Genomic DNA, 25,218 nt, shown 5'->3' on the forward strand with positions numbered 1-25,218 from the left:
ACTTGCTCTTCGCTCACGGCTGCTCCTTGCGGGCCTGTTCCAGGCCAGAATCGATCAAGTCCAGGTATTGCTGACGGAACACCTCGATGTCGTGTTGTTCCTGCAGGTAGCGATAAGCCTGCTCGCCCTTGGCCTTGAGTTCTTCATCCGATAGCGCGAGATAGTTGTCCAGCGCGGCGACCAGACTCGGTACATCCTTGGGTGTAATCGCCAAGCCACCGGCGCCTTCGATCAGCGGCAACATGGCCGGCACATTCGAGGCGATCACCGGCAGGTGTCCGCTCATGCCTTCGAGCAACGCCAGACCGAGGCCCTCGGCCAGCGACGGCATGGTCCAGATGTCGAACGCACGCACGTATTGCAGGGCGTTTTCCTTGAAGCCCAGCAAGTGCGCACGCCCGCTCAGGCCCAGTTGTTCGATCTCGGCCGCCAGCGGCGCCTGCAGGCGCCCTGCTCCGATGATCGCCAATTGAGTGTTCGGGTATTTGTCTTTCAGCGCGGCAAAGGCTTGTAGCAGATAGGTGTGGCCCTTGACCGATACCAACCGCCCCAGCGCGCCAATCAAACGCACAGTCGGGTCGAGGCCCAACAACTCGCGGGCTTTGTCGCGGCTGTGCTGCAAGCCCTCGGCCTGCTCGATGTCGATGGCATTGGTAATGGCGTAGGTGTTCTGGTCGGTGAAGCCGCAATCGCAATCGAGCAGGTACTGTTTGACCGCCGGTGACACGCCGACAAAGCGCCAGTGCCGATCGATCAGACGCTGGGTCTGACGACGTCGGTAAAAGCGGTCGTATTCGCCGAAACCGTGGGAGATGCCAATGCACAGCGGCACCTTCAACCAGCGGTTGAGCGCCAACATCATGTTCACCGGCTTGAAGCGGTTGCAGATCACCACATCGAACTTTTCCCGACGGCAGAACTTGTACAGCTGCCACATCGCCCGCAGGCGCATGCCTTTGAGCGACTTGTCGGAAAACTCGAAGTACACAGAACGGTCAGCCCGGCTCACCGGCTCGCCCGGCCCCGGTTTGCCGCGCAGGAACGCCGCCGTGACTTCATAGCGATCAGCCGGTAACGCCTTGACGATCTGCTCGGCCAGGTCGGCGAAATCATGGGCTTTGACGTTGTAGTCGGGTTGCAGCTGCAACACCTTGGACCGTTGACTCATGACTCTCCCCGCTGATCGCCCGGTTCACCGTGCTTCAATAACCAGAACAATTCCTGGCGTCTGACCGCTTTTCGAAAAAACTCGTTTTCCCCGTATACCGAGGGTGTCCGCCCGGCGAGCAGGCGCTGAATCACGCGGCGCAGGCGACGCTTGAACGGTGCCGGCGGCTGCAGGTCATGCATCATGCCGAGCGCCATGGCCTTGTCCCGCTGTTGTTCAAGGGACAGCGACAGGCACAGCGGCTGCATCGGCACCGCCGCATCGAAGGCCGGCGGCAAGGCAATGCCCTGCCCGGTATTGCCCATCGGCCAGCGGTCGTTGTCGTGCAAATGGTTGGCGTAACCGAGCAACGTCGGCTGCCAGTCGAGACTTTGGAGCGCCTGCAAAACCGCTTGCTGGGCGCAGACATGATCGGGATGCGGATCAAGGGTCGGGTGCGGCAACACAATCACGTCCGGACGGGCGCGCAGCAGCACTTCACGCAGGTCGGCCAGCAGGTTGTTCCAGGTCGGCGCACCATCGGCGTCGCCCGGCAGAGTGAACGGATTCAACTGACGAAACAGGCGAGTGTCATTCAAGTCCGCTTCGCGCGAACCTACCGCCTGATTCGGCGCAGCTTGCATCGCGGCCAGTTGCAGACAGAAGTAACCGAGTTGCACGCAGTGTTCCTGCGCAACCCCGGCCCAACGCGGCACGGCTAGACTGTCCCAGGCCCGCAGGCGACCCTTGAGTCGCGCCGCTTCGACCTTGTTCAGGCCCATCTGCTCATAGTGCTCGGCTTCGATCTCGCCTGCGGTCAGGGTGACAATCCAGGCTTCATCGGCCTGACTGTACAAACCGTAGGCCGCCAGCTCGGCGTCGTCGGCGTGTGGTGCAATCACCATCACTCGTTGACGGCGGTAGTCCGGTTGCTCCAGTGCCCACAAAACAGGCTCGCCAGAGACCCGGCAAAAGCGCCCGCGCAAACGCAACTGACCTTGCGACAGGGTTTGTGCCTGACCGCTGAGGTTCAGGTAACGCTGGCCATTGACCCCGCGCTCGAAGGTTTGCGCATCCGGATTCGCCCCGCCGAGCAGTTCGACGCGCGGATCGAGGAAACGTCCCAGCCAAGTGCTTTTAACCTTTACCGCGAGGATCAACGTCGCTTCGTCGACCAGCATCACACCTTCATCCAGACGCAATTGTTCGCCGTTCAGATGCACCTTCGGCTGCGGTGTAAACGGCGGAAAGCTGTACTGGTAATCGTCTTTCGGCGAATAGAACAGGTGATCGGCAAACCACGCTTCATGGGCGATCCAGCCAACCACCGCGAGCACCAGCGGCAACCACCACGCGACCAGCACACCGAGCGCGATCAACACGATCAGGGCGATCAGCAAGGTGACGCGCTTGTTGCGGCGATGACGCTTGAGCAGTTGCTGTTTGCGGCTCATGGGCTGACTCATACGGTGAACACCGGCACGGGGTTGCACCAGCGATCCTTGTATTCACGGTCGGCGCGACCGAAGGAAAACCGCAGCGGCTTGTTCAGTGCTCGCGCCTGTTCCCAGGCGCTTTGCGTATTGAGGAAACTCAACACGCTGCCAGGGCTGAATTCGCGGGTTTCGGGGTCGACGCCGCCGTTGATGTACTCGACGCTGATCCACTCCGGCGCTTCGACGCGGTACACCAGTTGAATGGCGATCGGCGCATCATTAAGGAAAATCACCGAGCCGATCAACAGTTCGCGCAGCAGCTCGATGACTTCGCCCATACGCGCCGCGCCGGTGGCCGGAAAGCCCCAGCGGCGCTGGAACAGATCACAGTAGATCGCCGCCAGTTCGGCACTGGAAAACTCACTGACCGGACGCACCAGTCCACCCGCCTCTTCCAGCAGGCGCAGTTCGCGGCGCTGGTTGTAGCGAAACTTCTTCGACAATTCTTCGGGGGTGCGGGCCATGGCCAGTTGTTCGGTCTGCAACTTGAGGCCGCTGAAGCGGTTTTCGTTGAGCGTCGACAGATAGCGTGCGCGATGGCGCAGCGGCGCCTGGGCATCGGCGGCGGCCGGCAGGATCAACTCGGCATTGCCAAGGTCGAACAGGCCTTTCTTACCGTTGCGCTTGAGCACGTCTTTGGACAGCGCCAAATCACGGCCCCAGGTCGGGATTGCCGCTTTGACTTCGCCGTCCTGCTCCCAGGCCAGATAACGCACCGGGATACCGGCCAGATCCGCCAGGCGTTCGACCACCAGCGGATGGGTCGCGACACTGCCGCCAAAACGCTGCCAGGCGCTGGCATAGGTGGAGGCGTCAACGGGCGACCAGCCACGTTCGCGCCAGCCTTGAAATCGGTTGAGCATCAGCCCCTCGGTGCCAGATCGGTAACTTGCGGCAGACGCCAGAAGGTGTCGCGCACCGCACGGTCGGAGAAACGCTCACGCAGACGATCGAGCATCAGCTCGGCGCACTGCCGGCGCTGCTGATCATCCATACCGGCCAAATGTTGCAGGCCTTGGGCAAGGTGTTCGGCATCGCCCAGCGGGAACAGAATGCCCACGCCTTCGACCACTTCCTTGGCCCCGCCACAGGCGGTGGCGAGTAACGGCACGCCGGCGGCCATGGCTTCGAGCAGCACCATGCCGAACGGTTCGTGATCGGAGCTCAAGGCGAACACATCGAAGGCGCGGAAGTAATTGCGCGCGTCCGGCACCTGACCGAGAAACAGCACCCGGTCACCGATGCCCAGTTCGCGCGCCAGCTCCTTGAGGTCCTGCTCCAGACGGCCCTTGCCGAGAATCACCAGCTGACTGTTGCCCGGCAAACCCGGCAACGCTGCAGCAAAACCGTGCAGCAACGTGGCCTGATCCTTGTCCGGGTGCAGCCGTCCAACGTTGCCGACAATGAACGCATCAGCCGCCAGACCGAGGGTCTCGCGGGCCTCGCGGGCCGACACCTGACTAGCCTGCAAGGCCGGCACATCGATGCGGTTGTACAAGGTCTGGATGCGGGTCGACGGCCATTTCGGCAGGCAGCGCCGCATGTCGTCGCGTACTGCGTCGGAGACGCCGAGCAGGCTCAGACGCTTGCGGAAAATGTGCGCGAACAGCTTGCGCGTGCCGCGTTTGTAATCGTCAAACGCGTGGTGCACGCCAATCACCGGCAGCGACGTGCCGAGCAAGGCGATGTAGATCGGCTTGAAGCGATGGGCGATGCAGAAACTGAAATTGCGTGAAGCGGCGATCTTGCGCAGATCACCGATGGCGCCCAGCTTCAGGCCACGAATGGCCTTGGAGCTGTATTCCATGAACAACACTTCATCGGAAGCACACGCTGCGGCCACCTCGCCGTCGGCGGCCCCGGTCAGAAAGACCGTGGTCACCCGATAACCAGTGCCCGCGAACAGGCTGGCGTACTGCCGTGCGCAGTCGAGGAACGGCCCGTCATAGCCGTGACAGAACTGCAGCACATGGCGTTCAGCCGAGCGAGTCATAAGCGTTTGCGCCCTCTTTGACCACCAGAATGTCTTCCATGATCAGGTACTGCAGATCGGAGCCGAAGAACATGTTCAGGGCGTCGGTCGGCGAGCAGATCATCGGTTCACCACGACGGTTCAACGAGGTGTTCAACGACACGCCGTTGCCGGTGAGGTTTTCCAGTGCCTTCATCATGTCGTAGTAGCGCGGGTTGTATTCGCGCTTCAGGACCTGGGCACGGGAAGTGCCGTCTTCGTGAACGACTTCCGGCACGCGGGTCTTCCATTCTTCCGCCACTTCGAAAGTGAAGGTCATGAACGGCGCCGGGTGATCGATCTTGATCATCTGCGGTGCCACGGTGTCGAGCATCGACGGGCAGAAAGGTCTCCAGCGCTCGCGGAACTTGATCTGGTGGTTGATCCGGTCAGCCACACCGGCCACGCTCGGGCAACCGATGATCGAACGACCGCCCAGTGCGCGCGGACCGAACTCCATGCGACCCTGGAACCAGGCCACCGGGTTGCCATCGACCATGATTTTGGCGATCTGCTCCGGCATGTTGTCGAGCTTGCGCCAGGTCGGCTTGTTCTCGTGACGGGCGCACGCGGCGATCACGTCTTCGTTGCTGTACGACGGGCCGAGGTAGACGTGTTCCATCTTCTCGACCGGCACGCCACGGGCGTGGGACACATAGGCCGCTGCGCCGACCGCGGTGCCGGCATCGCCGGACGCAGGCTGGACGAACAGCTCCTTGATGTCATCGCGGGCGATGATTTTCTGGTTCAGCTTGACGTTCAACGCGCAGCCACCGGCGAAGGCCAGCTTGCCGGTTTCCTTGAGCACATCGCCCAGGTAGTAGTCGATCATCTGCAACGCCAGTTTCTCGAACAGCGCTTGCATGCTCGCGGCGTAGTGAATGTACGGTTCGTCGGCGATATCGCCTTCACGCTTCGGACCCAGCCACTCGATCAGCTTCGGCGAGAAGTAGAAGCCTTTGCCCTTCTCTTTGTAGCGACGCAGACCGATCACGTTGGCGTAGTCGGTGTTGATCACCAGCTCGCCGTTCTCGAACGAGGCCAGACGCGAGAAATCGTATTTGCTGGCGTCGCCGTACGGCGCCATGCCCATGACCTTGAACTCACCGTCGAGCATCTCGAAACCGAGGAACTCGGTGATCGCGCCATACAGGCCGCCGAGGGAGTCCGGATCGAAGAATTCCTTGATCTTGTGGATCTTGCCGTTTTCGCCGTAGCCGAAGAAGGTCGTGGCGTACTCGCCCTTGCCGTCGATCCCGAGGATCGCGGTTTTCTCTTTGAAACCCGAGCAGTGGTAAGCGCTGGAGGCGTGAGCCAAGTGGTGCTCGACCGGCTCGATCTTGATCTTCTTCGGATCAAAACCCAGTTGCTCCAGGCACCAGACGATCTTGTTGCGATAGCGCTTGTAGCGACGGTTGCCCATCAGGATCGCGTCGAGGGCGCGATCCGGCGCGTACCAGTAGCGCTTGGCGTAGTGCCAGCGGGCTTTGCCGAACAGGCTGATCGGCGCGAACGGAATCGCCACCACGTCAACGTCGGACGGCTTGATACCGGCCTGTTCCAGGCAGAACTTCGCCGATTCGTAGGGCATGCGGTTCTTTGCATGCTTATCGCGGACGAAGCGCTCTTCTTCAGCCGCCGCCACCAGCTTGCCGTCGATGTACAAGGCGGCTGAAGGGTCATGGCTAAGGGCGCCGGACAGGCCAAGAATCGTCAATGCCACAGGGTCTAGCCTCTTTAGTCTGCATTCAGGCGCGATGCGCCTTGAAAATTGATGTGCCCTCGCACCGGGCGAGAGACAGCTAAAGGGCGGGATTATAGCGTAAAGATGACGGGAATGACCCAGAGGTTAATTGACACGGGGAGAACGCTTTCGCCCTGCCTGAGCGACAGGCTGGCATGCCCACGCTCAGCGCCGTCCCTTCGCACACTTTCCGAAGAGTTTCCCTGGCGCAGTAGCGATAACAAATATTGTTTAAACACCGCTGGTCGCGACTGTCATTTCTGACAGTAGCCCACAACAAATCATTACGCTTATATCTAGACAGCAGGTATTGCCACTCGCGCATTTGTTATTAATTTCGCATAGGAAAGCAGACAATGAACACACTAACCAACTCTAAAAACAACAACGCCCCTGACCCGACTTTTGGCGTTGAAGGCAAGGTACTTTTCAATCTACCAGGCATATCAAATCCTGGCTCTTCCGTATTACAAACCGATGGGAAAATCCTCAGCGTTATTGCAGTCGGAGATCGTCTGGCGCTCGTACGACATCTGAATACCGGCGTTGTAGACAGCCTTTTTGGCGATCAGGGCATAAAGTACATCGACCTTGTCCCTCGTCAGCCCATCACAAAAGCATGGATTACCCTGCAATCCGATGGCAAGGCCGTTATATTTGGCTCTTTCGGCTATTTAGATAAGCCGGTGCATAATGTGTTTCTTATCAGGGTTCTGCCCGAAGGTGATCTCGACCTCTCATTTGGTGAGGGTGGTCGACTCATCTTTAATGAATCTTCTGGAAAGCAAAAATGTAATTGCATGGCAATACAGGACGACGGGGAAATTGTGTTCGTGAGCACAGAGGTTGGCGGCGTTGAGGACGACAAAGTCATTATCCGACGCATTCTCGATAACGGTAAGCCAGATAGCAGCTTCGGGTCGAATGGCGAAGTGTATGCCGGTAAAATTTATATCTCGTCAATACTCACATTGAAGTCTGGCAAATTGCTCTTGGCAGGATCCAGAAATGGCAAGCTGATGTTTACCCGCTACTTGGAAAATGGCGAGCTTGATACCTCCTTTGGCGACGATGGATTTGCAATCATTCCTGTAAAGAGCAGTCTGGCAGCGCAGATCACAGGAATTGCACAACAATCGGATGGAAAATTTGTCGCTTCGGGTCATGCCCGCTTTGAGGGCAAGGAACAGCCTCTGGTCACTCGCATCCATTCAGATGGAAAGTTGGACGATTCATTTTACGGTGGGGCACCTAACATTGAAGCGTATGACGGCGGCGCCATACACTCGACAATAACCATTCAGTCCGACAACAAAGCTGTAGCTGCCGGAGCGTCGTTCGGCAATGCCGAAAGAGCCGATTTTATGCTGATGCGCTATCTCGAAAACGGAAAAGTAGACCCCACTTTTGGCACCGACGGGAGAATCATGACGAATCTTGGGGGGATTGATCTGGCCAACCGCATCCATATACAAAACGACGGCAAACTTCTAGTAACAGGGGATGTGACTGAATACCTGACAACCAGCTTTGCAGGAATGGTGCGCTATCTGAACACGTAAAAAACAGCACAGGCGTCGCCTTTCAAGAGAGGGGCAAGCCGCACCGCCGCCATCGCGAGCAAGCCCGCTCCCACAGGAAGTTCTGAACGACCGGAACGACTGTGGAAGCGGGCTTGCCCGCACAGGACCGATAGCCCAGATTCAGTCAGCGCTAGAGCTGTCCTTGGGAAGACGCTGGTCAATGACTTGATAAAGCGCACTTCCTTCAGGCCAATTGCGAATAAACCGCGCGCGATCCCTGGCATAGGCGGGGGCAAAGCTGCCGGAAGAACCGTGCTGACACATCGAATCCAGGTCGATCAGCGCCCAGCGATCCTCCTGCCAGAACAGGTTGTGCCCCTTGAAGTCGCCATGACTGATGCGCTCGGCAATCAATCGGGCGAACAGTTGATCCAGCGCCTGCAACTCGGATTCCGGCGCTGCACCGCTTTCAACATACGGCGCAAAGCGCTCGATGATGTCCGGCCCCGGCAGGAACTCGGTCACCAGATAGGCGCGACTGCGCAGCCACAGAAAGCGCTTTTCCAGCACTGCCAGTGGTTTCGGCGTGGCGATGCCGAGGAACGCCAGGCGATTGCCTTCACGCCACGAATGCCACGCCCGGCTCGGACGCCAGAAACGCTTGAGCCAATGCGCGAAGCCTTTGATGTTGTAGCGCTTGATCACCAGCGTGCGCCCGGCCACCTCGACTTTGCCAACGCTCGCCGCGCCGCCGGTCTTGTACAGATGGCCCTGATCGAGCAGTGCATCGGCCTGACCCAGCACCGGCAGCATCGCGGCTTCTTCCTCGCGGCGGATTGCGCGCAAGCCAAATGCACTGCGCTGCACACTGAACAACGTGCACTCGCGACCCACCTTGATCAGGTAATCCTTCAGGCGCCAGGCGCGCACCTTGGCGATCTGCTTCTGCAACGCTTCCAGCGGCAGCGCATGCTCGCTGTTGCTCAGCAGGTAATACACCAGCAATTCTTCGGTGAACGGCTCCAGAGACTTGGGCAACTGGGCGAAAAACACCCCGAGGTTTTCCAGCACCTTCTGCCGCGACAACGGCTGGCCAGCGGTTTCGGCACAGATCCCGGCACCGTCGATCAAGTACAACTGACCGCCCTGGCGCAGCAGGTTGTCGAGGTGCAGATCTTCCTGCCACAAGCCTTTGCCATGCAGTTGACCGATAGCACCCAGTGCCTCGGCGAGCACCGCCGATTGCTCGTCCGCCAGCACTGGCAGCGATTCGACTTTCTGCCAGGCCTCACCGAGGCTTTCGGCACCTTCGAGAAATTCGAACAACAGCCAGCCACCCTCGCCGTCCTGCAAGCCATCAGCCAGCAACAGTGGCGTGGTCAGGCCTTGTTCGGCGAGCAGCTTGACGCCCGCCAGCTCACGCTGAAAATGCCGCGCAGCCTTGCTGCCTACCAGCAATTTGGCCAGCACCGGTCGCCCGCGCCAGACCCCGGCGCCGACATAACGCTGTCCCGGCAACACCCGCAGCAGGCTCAGCAACTGCAAATCCGCAGGACCGGCCGCATCAGCGAGGCTGATCGTCAGCGGCAGACTCGGCGCACGCCCGGCGTTTTTCAGTTCGGACAAGCGCATCAACGGGTCTCCTTGCGACTGCGCCGTGCGGTCAGGCGCGAAACCCAGCTGTCGACCAGCGAACTGTCGACGGGCTGATCGAGGTACGCCGCGAGCAACTCGCGCAATTGCGCCTCGCTCCATTCCGGCGCGCGACGCAGCAGCGGCTCCAGATCCTTGACCCGGTCGCGCATGCCGAACAGCAGGGGCCGGGTCTTTTCCAGGTCGATCAACTGCGCCTTATACGCGTCGCCATCAGCCTGCAAAAAGATGTGTTTCGGATAAAAGCAGCCGTGCACCTGACGCACGCCGTGCAGCTGGCGCGCCAGCTGTCCACAGGCCTTGAGAATGGCCGATTGCTGCGCGGCGCTCAGCTCGGACCAGCGTTGCAACAGCGAATCAAGGTCGTCCCAGCCGTCGAGGGCACGGGTCAGCAGGATCGCCTGGACTTCGCCCTTGACCTTGCGCTCACCGAAGAACGCCGCTTGCAGCGCCGGGATCCCCAACTTGTTGTAGCGGCTGATATTGCGAAACTCGCGGGCGAAACTCGGCTCGCCGAACGGCGCATGCAGGGTGCGGGTCAGGTAGTTGCTCTGGCGCTTGAGGTAGTAGGCCTGCCCTTCCAGCTCCAGGCGAAACACGCTGCTCCAGCCACCGCCATCGGTGTTCGGTTCGTCCACGGCTTCGAGCTGTTTGGCCCAGAGCGCGTCGAAAGTGCCGAGGCCATGACGCTCAAGCAGCGACCGGTCTTCAGCAGCCAGGAAATCAGTCATTCGCGTCCCTCGAAAAATCTCACCACGTGGCGAATCCGTTTCTTGTCGGCGGCATTCAGCCGATCACGTCCGCGGTATTGCAGGTAGAAGCGCAGGCGCTGGGTGTTCGACAGGTGATATTTGGCCACTTTGTCGAGACAGGCCAGATCCTTGGTGATCCGGTATTTGAGCCAGAAGCCGCGCCAGAAATCGCCGTTCGGGCAGTCGATCAAAAACAGCTGCGCCTGATCGTCGATCAGCAGGTTGCGCCACTTCAGATCGTTATGGGTAAAGCGGTGATCGTGCATGGTTCGCGTGTAGCCGGCCAGTTGCCGGCTGATGCCATCAACCCACAGGCGATCCTTGAGTTTCGGATCGCTGCGTTCGGCCAGCGCCGACAGGTCTTCGGTGCGCGGCAGCTCGCGGGTGATCATCGCGCCACGGTTGTACGCCGCGCCCCGCCGTTCCAGACCCCAGGCCACCACTTCGGCCGTGGGAATGCCCCACTTGGCGAAGCGCTTGAGGTTCTGCCACTCCATCTTCACCCGCGGCTTGCCAAGGTAGCGGCGCAAGCCTTTGCCGGCGCCGACGTAGCGTTTGACGTAGTAATTGACGCCGTTGCGCTGCACGCGGATGACTTCGGATAGCGGATCACGGGTCAGGCGCTCGCCCTGCAGAGCAAACACTGCTTCGAGGCTGCCGAAATCTTCGCTCAGTTCGCTGTATTGCGGCTCAAGAGTCCAACCCGCCATCAGAGCGCATCCCCGTAACGCTGTTTGCGCGCATAAAGCTTGTTGGCCTTGCCTTCGAGCCAGCTCAACAGCGGCGCTTCTTGCGCCAGAATCTGCCGCAGCGGTTGCTGGAAGTAGCCTTTGAGGAAACGCAGCTTGTCGCGACGGGTCAGACCGATGTCCAGCGCCGAAAAATACAGCGCGGCCAGATCCTTGTTGCGCCAGCGTTGAGTAATCTTTGCACGGGTCTGCGCGCGGTGCAGGTCGATCACCGAGAGCTTGAAATCGTCCGGGGTGACCGGCTTGTCGGTGTGCAGCAGGAAATGGCAGATGTAGCAGTCGCGGTGGTTGACCCCGGCGCGGTGCATCATGCCGGTCATGCGTGCCACTTCAGCGATCAGCGCGCGCTTGAGTTTCGGCTGCGGCGGGTTCTTGACCCAATCGATGCTGAAATCTTCGAGGCTGACGGTCGGCGCCAGCTCTTCGGTGACGATGAACGAATGCTGATCCGCCGGGTTGCTGCCCTTCTCGCCGTAAGCCACGGCGGTCATGGTCGGCACGCCGACTGCCTGCAAACGCTGGATTGCCTGCCATTCCTGACCCGCGCCGAGCACCGGCAGCTTGGCGGTCAGCAGGTTCTTGAAGATCTCGCCCCAGCCGATGCCCCGGTGGATCTTGACGAAAAATCCGTTGCCGTCGACTTCCGTGCGCAGCGTGCGTCGAGCTTCCAGCTCGCGATAGACCTCGCCCTGCAAGCCTTCGACTTCGGCGAACGGGTCGCGCCCGGCCCACAGGCTCTTGAACGGTTCAGCCAGCATCAACTTCATTTAAGCGTGCTCCGCCAGAATCACATCGGCCGCGTGCTGCGGCATGCTGTAGAGGTCGGCCGTCTCGGCGAAGGCCAGACCATTGCGGCTCCAGGCCACGCGTGCAGCGTCGTCACTCAACATGTCAGTCAGGTACTGCGTCAGTTGCGCCTGCTCGAACGGTTCGTCCAGCACGCGCCCGGCATCCGCCTCGGCGATGTAATGGGCGTAACCGCAGACCGCGCTGACCAGCACCGGCAAACCGGCCACCAGCGCTTCGAGCAGCACGGTACCGGTGTTTTCGTTGTACGCCGGGTGGATCAACAAGTCGGCGCCGAGCAGGAATCGCGGGATATCGCTGCGGCCCTTGAGGAACGTCACGTTGTCGCCCAGGCCCAAAGTGGCACTCTGCATCTGGAACAATTTGGGGTCATCCTGGCCGATTACAAACAGCCGGGTGCGTTTCTTCAGCTCGGCAGGCAGTGCCGCCAGCGCCTTGAGGCTGCGATCGACGCCCTTGGTCTTGAACCCGGAACCGATCTGCACCAGCAGCAGTTCGTCGTCCTTGAGGTTGAATTCGGCGCGGAAACCGGCGCGAATCTGGTCGGCATCCGCCGGCCGCCGACGATCCTGGGCGATACCCGGCGGCAGCAGATGGAAGCGCTCAAGCGGCGTGTCGTAATGCTTGATGAACAGCGGCTGCTGCACTTCGGAAATCATCAACACTTCGGTTTTCGCGTCTTTGGCGAACACCGCGCGCTCGTACTCGGCGAAGTGGCGATAGCGGCCCCAACGGCGATACAGCGAATGGCGCAGGTTCTGCGCCTTGTCTTCGAAGCAGCCGTCGGCGGCGTAATAGACGTCCAGACCCGGCATCTTGTTGAAGCCGATCAAGCGGTCCACCGGACGCTTGGCCAGATCCGCTTCCATCCACGCCGTGAGTTTCTCGTTGCGACGGTGGTTGAAGAACGCCTTGACCGGCGCCACCAGCACTTCGAAACCGGGCGGCACGTCGCCTTCCCAGATCAGCGTGTAGACGCGGATCTGGTGACCGCGCTTCTGGCATTCGAGGGCGATGCGCATGAAGTCGCGCTGCAAGCCACCGAACGGGAAATATTTGTACAGGACAAAAGCCAATTGCATCAGCGCAGCTCCTCAGCCATTAACAACGTGCTCAGACGGCTGGCGACACGCTCGGGATTTACACGCGTAAAGCACAGAGGCTGCTCGCGCTTGAGGTCAAACTGACGGGCATCCTGCGCAGTCGGTTGGTAGGTACATTTCTTTTGCAGGCACGGAGCGCAAGGGAAATCACTGGCCATGTGAATCTGCACCTTGCCGTAGGCGCCGGTCAGGCCCGGGTTGGTCGGGCCGAACAGCGAAATCGTCGGCACATCCAGCGCGGCGGCCAAATGACCGAGACCGGTGTCTACCGCCACGCAAGCCTGGGCGCCGGCCAGCACTTTGCCGACCCCGGCCAGATTCAGCTTCGGCAGCACTTCGGCGTGTTTGAAACCGGCGGCAATCCGTTCGGCGCGGGCCTTTTCCAGCGGGTTGCCCCACGGCAGTTTGACCCCGACGCCCAGATAGCCGACGCGTTCGGTCAGCTCGCGCCAGTAGGCTTCCGGCCAGTGCTTGGTGTCCCACGTGGTGCCGTGCAGGAACACCACGAAAGCGCTCTTGCGCGGCAATTCCACCAGACGCTCGACGTTGAGGCCGTAGTCGCCCAACCCTTTGGGCAGGTCATAGCCGAGGGCGATAGCAAACAGCTGACGCACCCGTTCGACCGCATGCTGCCCACGGGCCACCGCCAGTTTGCGGTCATAGAAACGTGCAGCGATCGGCTCGCGCGCCGAGCCTTTGTCGAGACCGGCCACCGGAGCTTTGACGTAGCGCGTCAGCCAGGCACTTTTCAACAGACCCTGAGCGTCGATCACCAGATCGTATTGGCTGGCACGCACGCTTTGCTTGAAGCGCTTCCACTCGCCGCTCTTGATCGTCTGCCAGAGGTTCTTGCGCCAACGACGGATCGCCACCGGAATCACCTTGCCGACGGCCGGGTGCCAGGTCGGAATTTCGGCGAAGCCTTCTTCCACCACCCAGTCGAACTTGATCCCGGGGATGGCCCGGGCCGCGTCGGTCAGCGCCGGCAACGCGTGAATCACGTCGCCCAGCGATGAAGTCTTGATCAGCAATACCCGCAACTTAATGAACCTCGACCACAGTGCCCTGCAATTTCTGCAAGGCATCGTTGACCGCGTCCGGCATCAGCTGGCGCAGGCAGTTGTAATGGCCGAACCGGCAGGTACGGTCGAAGCACGGGCTGCAATCCAGACCCAGCCGAACAATTTCGACGTGCTCGGCCAGCGGCGGGGTGAAACCCGGCGACGTCGAGCCGTAGACCGCCACCAACGGACGGTTCAACGCCGCCGCCACGTGCATCAGGCCGGAGTCGTTGGACACCACCGAATCGGCACAGGACAGCAGGTCGATGGCCTCGGCCAGCGAGGTGCCGCCGCTGAGGTTGACCGACTCTTCACGCAGGCCGGGAATCAGCCGTGCGCGGATGTCTTCGCCCACCGCGTGGTCGTTTTTCGAGCCGAACAACCACACCTGCCAGCCTTCACGAATCCGCGCTTCGGCGACCTTGGCGTAATGCTCGGACGGCCAGCGCTTGGACTCGCCGAATTCGGCACCGGGGCACAGGGCCAACACCGGACGGTCGAGAGTCAAACCGAACTTGGCCAGTGCCGCTTCGCGGGTCACCGGATCGATTTGCAGGCTCGGACGTGGATACGGTTTCGGCAGTTCGGCGTTCGGCTCGTAAGCCAGGGCCATGAAGCGCTCGATCATCAGCGGATAACGTTCTTTATCCAGCGTGCGCACGTCATTGAGCAGACCGTAGCGGAATTCGCCGCGCCAGCCGGTGCGTTGCTTGATGCCAGCAAAAAAAGGCACCAGCGCCGACTTCAGCGAATTCGGCAGCAGGATCGCCTGATCGTACTGGCCGGCCAGGGATTTGCCGATTCGCCGACGCGTCGCCAGTTCCAGCGCGCCATGGCCGAGCGGAAAGCTCAAGGCCTTGCGCACTTCGGGCATGCGTTCAAGGATCGGCCGGCTCCACTCGGGGGCCAGCACGTCGATTTCGCATTGCGGGTGGCGCTGTTTGAGACACTGAAACAGTGTCTGCGCCATCACCATGTCACCGACCCAACTGGGCCCAACGATCAGAATATTCATGTGGTTTCCATAAACGAACCGGGGAGGCCAATGCCTCCCCGCCTCGAGAATCACTGAGGGAGCGGCGCTGCTTGCGATGGGTCATTACCTTCAACATGACTGTCGACTGTCACTCCGCTATCGCGAGCAGGCTCGCTCCCACATGGTTTGTTCGCCTTACTTCAGATCTACAGACACTGTAAATCCACTGTGGGAGCGAGCTTGCTCGCGAAGGGGCCATCACATCCGACATCGGTGTCATCTGACACTCCGTCTTCGCGAGCAAGCTCGCTCCCACAAGGTAATCGGTGCTTCAAATATCCGGTTTCAGCTTAGCCCCAGCTCTTTCCAGATCCGCAATACCTGCCGGCGTTCCTCGACAAACTGGTCGCCTGCAATCACCCCGGCGTCCTTCTGCAAGGCCTGCCGGTGGGCGGCGGAGCGGTAAGCCTTATAGGCTTCGCGCAACAGGCTGGCGTCTTCGGCGGGCATCAGCCCTTCGTGTTCCAGCTCTTCCAGAATGCGGATGTTATCGGTCCAGCGCAGCAATGGCGGGTGGCTGTGCGACCACGCCAGGGCCGCGTATTGCACCATAAATTCAATATCGACGATACCTCCGGCGTCCTGCTTGAGGTCGAACGGCGCCGTGGCCTCGAAGGCATTAGCCGCCGTACCGGCTGCGGTGCCCTTGGTGCCGAGGTTGTCGCGCATCTTGGCGCGCATCTCGCTGACTTCCTGTTGCAATTTCGCCAGATCCCGCGCTTTGCCCAAAACCTGCGCGCGGACTTTCTCGAAGGCCTGGCCGACATCCTGACTGCCCACCAACACCCGCGCCCGCACCAGCGCCTGATGCTCCCACGTCCAGGCTTCATTTTCCTGATAGCGCTCGAAGGCACCGAGTGAACTGACCAACAGCCCCGACGCGCCGGACGGGCGCAAACGCATGTCCACTTCGTACAGCTGACCAGAGTTGGTCTGCGCCGTCAGCAAGTGAATGATCCGCTGCCCCAGCCGAGTGAAGAACTGCGCGCCATCAATTGGCTTCGGCCCATCGGTTTCCGCCTGCGGATCGCCGTCATGGATGAACACCAGATCCAGGTCCGAACCATGCCCCAGTTCCAGCCCGCCGACTTTCCCATAACCGACAATGATGAAGCCCGGATCGCATAAACTGCCATCGGTGCGCAGCGGCGTGCCGTACTTGGCCACGGTCTGGCGCCAGGCCAGGGCCAGTACTTGCTCGAGAATCGCTTCAGCCAGCCAGGTCAGGTAATCGCTGACTTTCATCAACGGCAGGCTGCCGGCGATTTCCGACGCGGCAACCCGCAAACGGTGCGCGAGTTTGAAGTGACGCAGCGCCTCCATCTGCTGTTCGAGGTCGTCTTCGGGAATCCGCGTCAGCCGTTCGCGCAGCTCGGCGGCGAGTTCCGGGGCCAGTGGCGGCTTGAACAGCCGGCCTTCATTGAGCAACTCGTCGAGCAGCAGCGGGAAACGGGTGATCTGCTCAGCAATCCACGGACTGGCCGCGCACAGCGTCAGCAAGCGCCGCAAGGCGCCGGGGTTTTCCGTCAGCAGGACTAAATAAGCCGAACGCCGGGCCACCGCTTCGACCAGCGGCAGCACCCGTTCCAGCACCAGATCCGGGTTGTCATGCTCCACCGCCTGAGCCAGCAGACGCGGAATAAACGCATCGAGACGCTCGCGACCCAGCCGCTGCATGGCGCGCAATTGCGGGCTGCCGCGCAAACTGGCCAGCGCTTTCAGCGCTTTGCTCGCGTCCTTGAAGCCGCCTTCTTCCAATTGTCGGCAAGCGGCCTCCTCATCCTGCGCCTCTTCCCACAGCGGCAACCACTCACCGCCGACCACCACCTCGCAATCGGCACCCTGTTCTTCATCGGGATCGGCGATCACCTGCGCGAAGTGCCAGGCCACGCGGCCGCGCCAGAACATCAGTTTTTCGTGGAAGGCGTGCCAATCGGCGAAACCGAGCATAAAGGCAATGCGCGCCTGATCCTGAGCGCCGTCCGGCAACATCTGGGTCTGGCGGTCGGCAATCGCCTGGATCGCGTGTTCGGTGTAGCGCAGGAACTCGTAGCCTTCGCGCAATTCACTGATTACTGCCGGCGGCAGATAGCCTTGCCCTTCCAGCGTGCTCAATACCTTTAATAGAGGACGCTGCTGCAGGCTCAGATCGCGCCCGCCGTGGATCAACTGGAAAGCCTGGGCGATGAACTCGACTTCGCGGATGCCACCGGAACCCAGCTTGATGTTGTCGGCCATGCCCTTGCGCCGCACTTCTTGCTGGATCAACTGCTTCATGGTGCGCAGCGCTTCGATCGCCGAGAAATCCAGATAACGCCGATAGACGAAGGGGCGCAGCATGTCGAGCAACTGCGCGCCGGCAGTCTGATCGCCGGCCACCACCCGCGCCTTGATCATCGCGTAGCGTTCCCAGTCGCGGCCCTGATCCTGGTAATACTGCTCCAGTGCATTGAAGCTCAGCACCAGCGCGCCGGACGAACCGTACGGGCGCAGGCGCATGTCGACGCGGAACACGAAGCCGTCGACGGTCATCGGGTCGAGGGCCTTGATCAGGCGCTGGCCGAGACGAATGAAGAACTCCTGATTATCCAGCGCGCGTTTCACGCCGACGGTTTCGCCGCCCTCGGGGTAGGCGAAGATCAGGTCGATGTCCGACGACAGGTTCAACTCGACCGCGCCGAGCTTGCCCATGCCGAGAATGACCATCTGTTGCGGCAGACCGCTGCGCCGACCGGTCGGCGTGCCGAACTGCTGGCAATGGCGGCTGTACAGCCATTGATAAGCCTGATCGATGGTGGCGTCGGCCATGTCTGAAAGATCGCGGCAGGTCTGTACCAGATCGGCCTGGCGGTTGAGGTCACGCCAGATGATCCGCACTTGATGGCGTGCGCGCTGGCGGCGCAGGACGCGCCCGAGTTCGTCTTCGCTTTGCGCGGTGTTCACGGCGGCGGCAATCTGCGCGCAGAGTTCACCCGGCGCGTACGGCCGGTCGAGTTCACCGGACTGCACCAGTGACAACAACATCAAAGGGTCACGAACGCTCTGTTCAATGACGAAATCGCTGGCGGCACCGACGCGGGCGAATTGCGCCCAACGCTCCGGTGTCCAGTTCGACAAGCCGTGATCGTCTTCAAGGGAGGCGACGGCCGTACGGAACGACTGCTCGGATCGAGTGACCAACGGCAGGAGAATGGCGGGGAGTTCGGCAAGCACGGGCAGGGTCATGGTCTATCCTTGATCGGCGTGTAAATGGCCGCTTGTAGTGTTTGATGAAAACCCGCTACGCGAAGGACTGTCGAACAAAAGTTAGAAATAGCTGAAATTTCTTCTTCTTTGGCATCCAGCATCAAACTTTCACCTTTTTCGGATGGTAATCGACCAACCTTAACGATTATTCTCACAACGCAGTCGGAGGCCACAAGCCTTTCCTCTGTAGTTTTACTACTCGTCTATACAGGCGAAAGGCTGAAATGCTCAAAGATTTGTAGTAAAACTACACGCCGCCGGAACAACCTGTCGGCAATCCAAGAATTTTAAATCGTCTGCCCACAAGGCCAGTCGCAAACTCAGGCAACCGATTCTGGAAGCCTTTCCGCCCTGGAGCAAGCCATGCAAGACCTCGATCCCGTCGAAACCCAGGAATGGCTGGACGCCCTGGAATCGGTTCTCGACAAAGAAGGCGAAGACCGTGCTCACTATCTGATGACCCGTATGGGTGAACTGGCGACCCGCAGCGGTTCGCAGCTCCCTTACGCCATCACCACGCCTTACCGCAACACCATCCCGGTAACCCACGAAGCACGCATGCCTGGCGACCTGTTCATGGAACGCCGCATTCGCTCGCTGGTGCGCTGGAACGCGATGGCCATGGTAATGCGTACGAACCTGAAAGATTCTGACCTGGGTGGTCACATCTCCAGCTTCGCTTCCAGCGCGACCCTGTATGACATCGGCTTCAACTACTTCTTCCAGGCCCCGACCGACGAACACGGCGGCGACCTGATCTACTTCCAGGGCCACACCTCGCCAGGCGTTTACGCCCGTGCGTTCATGGAAGGCCGCATTACCGAAGACCAGATGAACAACTTCCGCCAGGAAGTCGACGGTCAGGGCCTGTCGTCCTATCCGCACCCTTGGCTGATGCCTGACTTCTGGCAGTTCCCGACCGTATCCATGGGGCTGGGTCCGATCCAGGCGATCTACCAGGCTCGCTTCATGAAGTACCTGGAACACCGCGGTTTCATCCAGCCGGGCAAACAGAAAGTCTGGTGTTTCCTGGGCGACGGCGAGTGCGACGAGCCGGAATCCTTGGGCGCCATCTCCCTGGCCGGCCGCGAGAAGCTGGACAACCTGATCTTCGTCATCAACTGCAACCTGCAGCGCCTCGACGGCCCGGTTCGCGGCAACGGCAAGATCATCCAGGAACTCGAAGGCGTGTTCCGCGGTGCACAGTGGAACGTGACCAAAGTCATCTGGGGCCGTTTCTGGGACCCACTGCTGGCCAAGGACGTCGACGGCATCCTGCAACGTCGCATGGACGAAGTCATCGACGGCGAGTACCAGAACTACAAAGCCAAAGACGGCGCGTTCGTTCGCGAGCACTTCTTCAACACGCCTGAACTCAAGGCAATGGTTGCCGATCTGTCCGACGACGAGATCTGGAAACTCAACCGTGGCGGCCACGACCCGTACAAGGTCTATGCGGCGTACCACGAAGCGGTCAACCACAAAGAACAACCGACCGTCATCCTGGCCAAGACCATCAAGGGTTATGGCACCGGTGCCGGCGAAGCGAAAAACACCGCGCACAACACCAAGAAAGTCGACGTCGACAGCCTGAAGTTGTTCCGCGACCGCTTCGACATCCCGGTCAAGGACGAAGAGCTGGAGAACCTGCCGTTCTTCAAGCCAGAGCCGAACAGCGCCGAAGCCCGCTACCTGAGCGAGCGCCGTGCCGCACTGGGCGGTTTCGTACCGCAGCGCCGCGCGCAGAGCTTCAGCGTACCGACCCCGGATCTGGACACCCTGAAAGCCATCCTCGATGGATCGGGCGACCGTGAAATTTCCACCACCATGGCCTTCGTGCGCATCCTCGCGCAACTGGTCAAGGACAAGGAAATCGGCCCGCGCATCGTGCCGATCATCCCGGACGAAGCCCGTACCTTCGGTATGGAAGGCATGTTCCGTCAGTTGGGCATCTACTCCTCCGTCGGCCAGCTCTACGAGCCAGTCGATAAAGACCAGGTGATGTTCTACAAGGAAGACCAGAAAGGTCAGATCCTTGAAGAAGGCATCAACGAAGCGGGCGCCATGAGTTCCTTCATCGCCGCCGGTACTTCGTACTCCAGCCACAACCAGCCGATGCTGCCGTTCTACATCTTCTACTCGATGTTCGGCTTCCAGCGTATCGGTGACCTGGCCTGGGCCGCTGGCGACAGCCGTACCCGTGGTTTCCTGATCGGCGGCACCGCCGGCCGTACCACCCTGAACGGTGAAGGCCTGCAACACGAAGACGGTCACAGCCACCTGCTGGCCGCGACCATCCCGAACTGCCGCACCTACGATCCAACCTACGGCTACGAGCTGGCGGTGATCATTCAGGACGGCATGAAGAAGATGACCGAAGAGCAACAGGACATCTTCTATTACATCACCGTGATGAACGAGTCGTACCAGCAGCCAGCCATGCCGGCCGGTGCCGAAGAAGGCATCAAGAAAGGCATGTACCTGCTCGAAGAAGACACCCGCGATGCAGCGCATCACGTACAGCTGATGGGCTCCGGCACCATCCTGCGTGAAGTGCGTGAAGCGGCGAAGATTCTGCGTGAAGAGTTCAACATCGGCGCTGACGTATGGAGCGTTACCAGCTTCAACGAACTGCGTCGCGACGGCCTGGCCGTAGAGCGCAGCAACCGTCTGAAGCCTGGCCAGAAGCCTAAGCAGAGCTACGTTGAAGAGTGCCTGAGCGGCCGTAAGGGTCCGGTCATCGCCTCTACCGACTACATGAAGCTGTTCGCCGAGCAGATCCGTCAGTGGGTACCGTCCAAGGAATTCAAAGTCCTGGGCACCGACGGTTTCGGCCGCAGCGACAGCCGCAAGAAACTGCGTCATTTCTTCGAAGTCGACCGTCATTTCGTGGTGTTGGCAGCCCTGGAAGCACTGGCTGACCGTGGTGATATCGAACCTAAAGTGGTGGCCGAGGCCATCGTCAAGTTCGGCATCGACCCGGAAAAACGCAACCCACTGGACTGCTGAGGAGACATTTTGTGAGCGAACTCATTCGCGTACCTGACATCGGCAGCGGTGAAGGTGAAGTAATTGAACTGTTTGTGAAGGTCGGCGACCGCATCGAAGCCGACCAGAGCATTCTGACGCTGGAATCGGACAAGGCCAGCATGGAAGTGCCGGCCCCGAAAGCCGGCGTCATCAAGAGCCTGAAAGTGAAGCTGGGCGACCGCCTGAAAGAAGGCGACGAACTGCTCGAACTGGAAGTTGAGGGCGCCGCGCAAGCGGCTCCTGCGCCTGCTGCTGCACCGGCTGCAAAAGCTGAAGCCAAACCGGCTGCCGCTCCTGCTCCAGCCGCGCCAGCCGCTGCCCCGGCTACCGCTTCGGTGCAGCAAGTGCACGTGCCGGACATCGGTTCGTCGGGCAAGGCGCAGATCATCGAGATCCAGGTCAAGGTTGGCGACAAGGTCGAGGCTGATCAATCGTTGATCACCCTGGAATCCGACAAGGCCAGCATGGAAATCCCGTCGCCTGCCGCGGGCGTGGTCAAGGCCATCAGCGTCAAGCTCAACGACGAAGTCGGCACTGGCGACCTGATTCTGGATCTGGAAGTGACGGGTGCTGCGGCCCCGGCTGCGGCCGCTCCGGCTCAGGCTGCTGCGCCGGCCGCTGCCGCTGCGCCTGCTCCTGCAGCAGCCCCGGCTGCTCCAGTGGCTGACAGCGTTCAGGACATCCACGTTCCGGACATCGGTTCGGCCGGCAAGGCCAAGATCATCGAAGTGCTGGTCAAGGCTGGTGACAGCGTTGAAGCCGACCAGTCGCTGATCACCCTCGAATCCGACAAGGCGAGCATGGAAATCCCGTCGCCTGCCGCGGGCGTGGTGGAAAGCGTTTCGATCAAGCTGGACGACGAAGTCGGCACCGGCGATCTGATCCTCAAGCTGAAAGTCAAAGGTGCGGCCCCGGCTGCTGCCCCGGCTCCAGCTGCCGCTGCTGCGCCAAGCGCTCCGGCACCGGCCGCTGCTGCTCCGGCTGCCGCTGCACCTGCTGCTGCCGCTCCGGCTGCTGCACCTGCCAAGCCAGGCGCGAAAGTTCACGCCGGCCCTGCCGTGCGTCAACTGGCCCGTGAGTTCGGCGTCGAGCTGAGCGCCGTTGGCGCCAGCGGTCCGCACGGTCGCATCCTCAAGGAAGACGTGCAGGTTTACGTCAAGGCGATGATGCAGAAGGCCAAGGAAGCACCGGCCGCTGGCGGCGCAACCGGTGGCGCGGGCATCCCGCCGATCCCGGTCGTGGATTTCAGCCGCTTCGGTGAAATCGAAGAAGTGCCGATGACCCGTCTGATGCAGGTCGGCGCTGCCAACCTGCACCGCAGCTGGCTGAACGTGCCGCACGTGACGCAATTCGACTCGGCGGACATCACCGAGCTGGAAGCCTTCCGTGTTGCGCAGAAAGCCGTCGCGGAGAAGGCCGGCGTCAAGCTGACCATCCTGCCGCTGCTGCTCAAGACCTGCGCACACCTGCTCAAGGAACTGCCGGACTTCAACAGTTCGCTGGCACCAAGCGGCAAGGCGATCATTCGCAAGAAGTACGTCAACATCGGTTTCGCGGTCGACACCCCGGATGGCCTGCTGGTACCGGTCATCAAGAACGTCGACCAGAAGAGCCTGCTGCAACTGGCCGCAGAAGCTGCTTCGCTGGCTGAAAAAGCCCGCACCAAGAAGCTTTCTTCGGACGAGATGCAGGGCGCCTGCTTCACCATTTCCAGCCTCGGCCACATTGGCGGCACCGGCTTCACGCCGATCGTCAACGCGCCGGAAGTGGCGATCCTCGGTGTTTCCAAGGCAACCATCCAGCCAGTCTGGGACGGCAAAGCCTTCCAGCCGAAACTGATGCTGCCACTGTCGCTGTCCTACGATCACCGTGTGATCAACGGCGCCGCTGCTGCACGCTTCACCCAGCGTCTGGGTAGCCTGCTGGGCGACATCCGCACCATCCTGCTGTAAAGCGTTCGGCCCTCCGGCAACGGAGGGCCGACTGCGTTCCACGTTTTCGAGCGCCACACGCTCGTACCTCAACCCCGTCAGTTTGACGGGGCTTTTTTTGCCCTGAAAAAAGTGCAGCGGCTCTTCCTACAAGTTCGGTTTACTTGAACTACGACTGCAGTCGAATTCGTCCCGATATTTTTCACCGACAGGCAACTACTCTCTGCCCTCGGATTAAATAGCGATCTTCCTGCGCCATTTATAAAAACGAAACTTACTCGAACGGACTCGAATATGTTCAAGCCAACTATTGGCCCGATTATCGGCCACACGACAACTCATCACGCGCGTATATTCATGCGCGCCGACAAGCAAGGCAACGCACCGGTATTTGCCGCCATTCGCTATCGGAAGTCTGGAACACAACAGTGGTCAGCTAGTACTTTCGCCGAACCCAGTGCGCTGCGCGACATGACCGAAGTGTTCACCCTCAACAACTTGAGCAGTGACACCGAATATGAATACCAGACCGGCTGGTTCAGCCCGATGAATCCGGTCCATACCGTGGACAGTGTCGCCGAACTGCCGCTGCAGTGGCCGCGGGAAATCTATCGATTGCGTACCCGCTCAAGCAATGCCCTGCAGCCAAAGGCCTATATCGTCGGCTCTTGCCGCTATTTGCGCATGACGGCGGGGGTGCCGGTGCTGCCCCATCTGGGTGACCGGATCTTTGCCTCCATCAACCAATTGATCGAAGGTGCCCAGCCGCCGATCAGTGCCACTCTGATGACGGGTGATCAGGTTTATCTCGACGACCTTAATCTGTTCGCACCTGATCGTGAATATAAGGATATCCTCAGCAAGTACCGTGCGGCCTTCTCTCAGCCGAACATTCAGCGCTTGATGTCCGGCACTTCGACTTACATGATCCTGGACGATCACGAAATCGAAGACAATTGGCCGGCGAATGCCAAACAATCAGATCAAGTGCTATATCGCAACGCCATGGCCGCCTATGAAATCTATCAAGTCAGCCACAGCCCGGCGCATGAACTTACAACTAACGAAAAGGTGAATCGGGCAAAACTCGAGCACTACTGGTACCAATTCAGTGACGCTGATATCGAATGGTTTGTGACCGACAGCCGCACCCGCCGCAACTTGTCAGCCGATGATCGTCGCATACTCGATGAGGCGCAGGAACAGGCGCTGCTCAAGTGGCTGACCAACAGCCCGGCGCGGGTGAAATTCATCGTGACCAGCGTGATGTTCTACCCGGATCGCAAATTGCACGGCGACGATGCCTGGAAAGCCTTCCCGGAGCAGCGCCTGCGCCTGCTGGAAACCATCCGCACCCGACGCATCAGGAATGTCGTGTTTGTCTCGGGCGATGTGCATGGCTCGCTGACCTCGCGCCTGACGCATAGTGAAGACCCGGATTTCGAAGTCCACACCATCGTTTCCTCGCCGCTGTGCAACAGCAAGCTGCTGCCCTATGCCAAGGCGTCAACGTTCATCCTCGATCGACCACTGGCGCGCACGGCGACGGGTGATTATCAGCATGAGTTGACCAGCCCGGTCGTCAGCGAAGACAACTTCGCCCATGTAGTCGTCGAGACTGATCAAATTCTGGTCAATTACCATGATCGTGATGGCAAGAAGCTGCAATCGATCAGCCTGAAATTACGCTGAGATCTTGAAAGATCGCAGCCTTCGGCAGCTCCTACATTGGTATACATCCCTTGTAGGAGCTGCCGCAGGCTGCGATCTTTTGCTCTTTTCAACCACACACTGGAGAAATGCCCCGAGCGGCCGACACATTCTTATAGCACTTGGCCTTCATCTCTCTTGTCAGTCGGTGCCGCAATGATGCAACCTTGCCGCAGGCAACAGTAAAGAGGGCGAGAGCCCGCGCGTTCAGCATATTTC

General features: G+C 60.3%; 18 protein-coding genes. 4 read left to right on the top strand and 14 right to left on the bottom strand.

Translation table 11 applies throughout. The features are described from left to right. Positions 1 to 13: 13 nt before the first annotated feature. The 5 genes from KVQ82_RS27960 to KVQ82_RS27980 are packed head-to-tail and all read right to left on the bottom strand — an operon-like array spanning position 14 to position 6,377. Positions 14 to 1,168 carry a glycosyltransferase family 4 protein gene (locus KVQ82_RS27960; RefSeq protein WP_222017029.1) on the bottom strand — a complete coding sequence of 385 codons (1,155 nt, stop codon included), beginning with the start codon at positions 1,166 to 1,168 and terminating at the stop codon, positions 14 to 16. Next, positions 1,165 to 2,601, bottom strand: coding sequence for a PIG-L family deacetylase (locus tag KVQ82_RS27965; protein WP_222017032.1), 1,437 nt, complete (start codon positions 2,599 to 2,601; stop codon positions 1,165 to 1,167). Before KVQ82_RS27965 ends, KVQ82_RS27960 begins: the two co-directional genes overlap by 4 nt. Before the next feature lie 8 nt (positions 2,602 to 2,609). Beyond that, positions 2,610 to 3,506 (bottom strand): antimicrobial resistance protein Mig-14, encoded by an 897-nt coding sequence (locus KVQ82_RS27970; RefSeq protein WP_222017034.1) that lies wholly within the window; start codon positions 3,504 to 3,506, stop codon positions 2,610 to 2,612. Beyond that, positions 3,506 to 4,636 carry a glycosyltransferase gene (locus KVQ82_RS27975; protein WP_222017035.1) on the bottom strand — a complete coding sequence of 377 codons (1,131 nt, stop codon included), beginning with the start codon at positions 4,634 to 4,636 and terminating at the stop codon, positions 3,506 to 3,508. The genes KVQ82_RS27970 and KVQ82_RS27975 overlap by 1 nt, the downstream gene beginning before the upstream one ends. Continuing rightward, a complete protein-coding gene (locus tag KVQ82_RS27980; RefSeq protein ID WP_007967355.1) occupies positions 4,620 to 6,377 on the bottom strand; it encodes a carbamoyltransferase in 1,758 nt (585 codons plus the stop codon). Before KVQ82_RS27980 ends, KVQ82_RS27975 begins: the two co-directional genes overlap by 17 nt. A gap of 377 nt (positions 6,378 to 6,754) precedes the next feature. Between KVQ82_RS27980 and KVQ82_RS27985 the strand changes: the two genes are divergently transcribed. Next, on the top strand, positions 6,755 to 7,960 hold the full coding sequence (locus tag KVQ82_RS27985; RefSeq protein WP_222017037.1) for a hypothetical protein: 1,206 nt from the start codon (positions 6,755 to 6,757) through the stop codon (positions 7,958 to 7,960). 141 nt (positions 7,961 to 8,101) lie between these two features. Here KVQ82_RS27985 and KVQ82_RS27990 read toward each other — a convergent pair whose 3' ends face one another. The 9 genes from KVQ82_RS27990 to KVQ82_RS31760 form a co-directional block, all read right to left on the bottom strand. Beyond that, entirely contained in the window at positions 8,102 to 9,553 is a 1,452-nt protein-coding gene (locus tag KVQ82_RS27990) for a lipopolysaccharide kinase InaA family protein (protein WP_222017039.1), read from the bottom strand. Then, positions 9,553 to 10,305: a lipopolysaccharide kinase InaA family protein gene (locus KVQ82_RS27995; RefSeq protein WP_222017042.1), complete on the bottom strand. Its 753-nt coding sequence runs from the start codon at positions 10,303 to 10,305 to the stop codon at positions 9,553 to 9,555. Before KVQ82_RS27995 ends, KVQ82_RS27990 begins: the two co-directional genes overlap by 1 nt. Continuing rightward, positions 10,302 to 11,036 carry a lipopolysaccharide kinase InaA family protein gene (locus tag KVQ82_RS28000; RefSeq protein ID WP_222017044.1) on the bottom strand — a complete coding sequence of 245 codons (735 nt, stop codon included), beginning with the start codon at positions 11,034 to 11,036 and terminating at the stop codon, positions 10,302 to 10,304. The genes KVQ82_RS27995 and KVQ82_RS28000 overlap by 4 nt, the downstream gene beginning before the upstream one ends. Beyond that, positions 11,036 to 11,842 (bottom strand): lipopolysaccharide core heptose(I) kinase RfaP, encoded by an 807-nt coding sequence (gene rfaP / locus KVQ82_RS28005; protein ID WP_222017046.1) that lies wholly within the window; start codon positions 11,840 to 11,842, stop codon positions 11,036 to 11,038. Before rfaP ends, KVQ82_RS28000 begins: the two co-directional genes overlap by 1 nt. Further along, positions 11,843 to 12,964 (bottom strand): glycosyltransferase family 4 protein, encoded by a 1,122-nt coding sequence (locus tag KVQ82_RS28010; protein WP_142579696.1) that lies wholly within the window; start codon positions 12,962 to 12,964, stop codon positions 11,843 to 11,845. It lies immediately after the preceding gene. Next, positions 12,964 to 14,025 carry a lipopolysaccharide heptosyltransferase I gene (gene waaC, locus KVQ82_RS28015; RefSeq protein WP_027611365.1) on the bottom strand — a complete coding sequence of 354 codons (1,062 nt, stop codon included), beginning with the start codon at positions 14,023 to 14,025 and terminating at the stop codon, positions 12,964 to 12,966. The genes KVQ82_RS28010 and waaC overlap by 1 nt, the downstream gene beginning before the upstream one ends. Position 14,026: 1 nt before the next feature. After that, the gene (gene waaF / locus KVQ82_RS28020; protein ID WP_222017048.1) at positions 14,027 to 15,061 is read right to left on the bottom strand and encodes a lipopolysaccharide heptosyltransferase II; all 1,035 of its coding nucleotides are present in this window, start codon (positions 15,059 to 15,061) and stop codon (positions 14,027 to 14,029) included. A 306-nt stretch (positions 15,062 to 15,367) separates the two neighbouring features. Continuing rightward, positions 15,368 to 18,307 carry a bifunctional [glutamate--ammonia ligase]-adenylyl-L-tyrosine phosphorylase/[glutamate--ammonia-ligase] adenylyltransferase gene (gene glnE, locus KVQ82_RS28025; protein WP_222017049.1) on the bottom strand — a complete coding sequence of 980 codons (2,940 nt, stop codon included), beginning with the start codon at positions 18,305 to 18,307 and terminating at the stop codon, positions 15,368 to 15,370. Then, positions 18,304 to 18,429 (bottom strand): hypothetical protein, encoded by a 126-nt coding sequence (locus KVQ82_RS31760; protein WP_256198919.1) that lies wholly within the window; start codon positions 18,427 to 18,429, stop codon positions 18,304 to 18,306. The genes glnE and KVQ82_RS31760 overlap by 4 nt, the downstream gene beginning before the upstream one ends. Positions 18,430 to 18,691: 262 nt before the next feature. Here KVQ82_RS31760 and aceE point away from each other — a divergent pair, with 262 nt between their 5' ends. From aceE to KVQ82_RS28040, 3 genes are all read left to right on the top strand, one after another. Continuing rightward, a complete protein-coding gene (gene aceE / locus KVQ82_RS28030; RefSeq protein ID WP_003220999.1) occupies positions 18,692 to 21,337 on the top strand; it encodes a pyruvate dehydrogenase (acetyl-transferring), homodimeric type in 2,646 nt (881 codons plus the stop codon). An 11-nt stretch (positions 21,338 to 21,348) separates the two neighbouring features. Continuing rightward, the gene (gene aceF, locus KVQ82_RS28035; protein WP_222017052.1) at positions 21,349 to 23,310 is read left to right on the top strand and encodes a dihydrolipoyllysine-residue acetyltransferase; all 1,962 of its coding nucleotides are present in this window, start codon (positions 21,349 to 21,351) and stop codon (positions 23,308 to 23,310) included. A 273-nt stretch (positions 23,311 to 23,583) separates the two neighbouring features. Continuing rightward, a complete protein-coding gene (locus tag KVQ82_RS28040; RefSeq protein ID WP_222017054.1) occupies positions 23,584 to 24,981 on the top strand; it encodes an alkaline phosphatase D family protein in 1,398 nt (465 codons plus the stop codon). Positions 24,982 to 25,218: the final 237 nt, after the last annotated feature.

This window comes from Pseudomonas sp. AO-1, assembly GCF_019775695.1.
In the GTDB taxonomy this organism is placed as follows: domain Bacteria; phylum Pseudomonadota; class Gammaproteobacteria; order Pseudomonadales; family Pseudomonadaceae; genus Aquipseudomonas; species Aquipseudomonas parakoreensis.

What these genes read in the sequence shown, in the direction of transcription:
- rfaP (WP_222017046.1), bottom strand. Translation starts at nt 11,842, where the DNA reads ATGAAGTTGATGCTGGCTGAACCGTTCAAGAGCCTGTGGGCCGGGCGC.
- KVQ82_RS28000 (WP_222017044.1), bottom strand. Translation starts at nt 11,036, where the DNA reads ATGGCGGGTTGGACTCTTGAGCCGCAATACAGCGAACTGAGCGAAGAT.
- aceE (WP_003220999.1), top strand. Translation starts at nt 18,692, where the DNA reads ATGCAAGACCTCGATCCCGTCGAAACCCAGGAATGGCTGGACGCCCTG.
- KVQ82_RS27990 (WP_222017039.1), bottom strand. Translation starts at nt 9,553, where the DNA reads ATGCGCTTGTCCGAACTGAAAAACGCCGGGCGTGCGCCGAGTCTGCCG.
- KVQ82_RS27960 (WP_222017029.1), bottom strand. Translation starts at nt 1,168, where the DNA reads ATGAGTCAACGGTCCAAGGTGTTGCAGCTGCAACCCGACTACAACGTC.
- KVQ82_RS27975 (WP_222017035.1), bottom strand. Translation starts at nt 4,636, where the DNA reads ATGACTCGCTCGGCTGAACGCCATGTGCTGCAGTTCTGTCACGGCTAT.
- KVQ82_RS27985 (WP_222017037.1), top strand. Translation starts at nt 6,755, where the DNA reads ATGAACACACTAACCAACTCTAAAAACAACAACGCCCCTGACCCGACT.
- KVQ82_RS28010 (WP_142579696.1), bottom strand. Translation starts at nt 12,964, where the DNA reads ATGCAATTGGCTTTTGTCCTGTACAAATATTTCCCGTTCGGTGGCTTG.
- KVQ82_RS27995 (WP_222017042.1), bottom strand. Translation starts at nt 10,305, where the DNA reads ATGACTGATTTCCTGGCTGCTGAAGACCGGTCGCTGCTTGAGCGTCAT.
- glnE (WP_222017049.1), bottom strand. Translation starts at nt 18,307, where the DNA reads ATGACCCTGCCCGTGCTTGCCGAACTCCCCGCCATTCTCCTGCCGTTG.
- KVQ82_RS31760 (WP_256198919.1), bottom strand. Translation starts at nt 18,429, where the DNA reads ATGCTGGATGCCAAAGAAGAAGAAATTTCAGCTATTTCTAACTTTTGT.
- KVQ82_RS28040 (WP_222017054.1), top strand. Translation starts at nt 23,584, where the DNA reads ATGTTCAAGCCAACTATTGGCCCGATTATCGGCCACACGACAACTCAT.
- KVQ82_RS27965 (WP_222017032.1), bottom strand. Translation starts at nt 2,601, where the DNA reads ATGAGCCGCAAACAGCAACTGCTCAAGCGTCATCGCCGCAACAAGCGC.
- waaF (WP_222017048.1), bottom strand. Translation starts at nt 15,061, where the DNA reads ATGAATATTCTGATCGTTGGGCCCAGTTGGGTCGGTGACATGGTGATG.
- KVQ82_RS27970 (WP_222017034.1), bottom strand. Translation starts at nt 3,506, where the DNA reads ATGCTCAACCGATTTCAAGGCTGGCGCGAACGTGGCTGGTCGCCCGTT.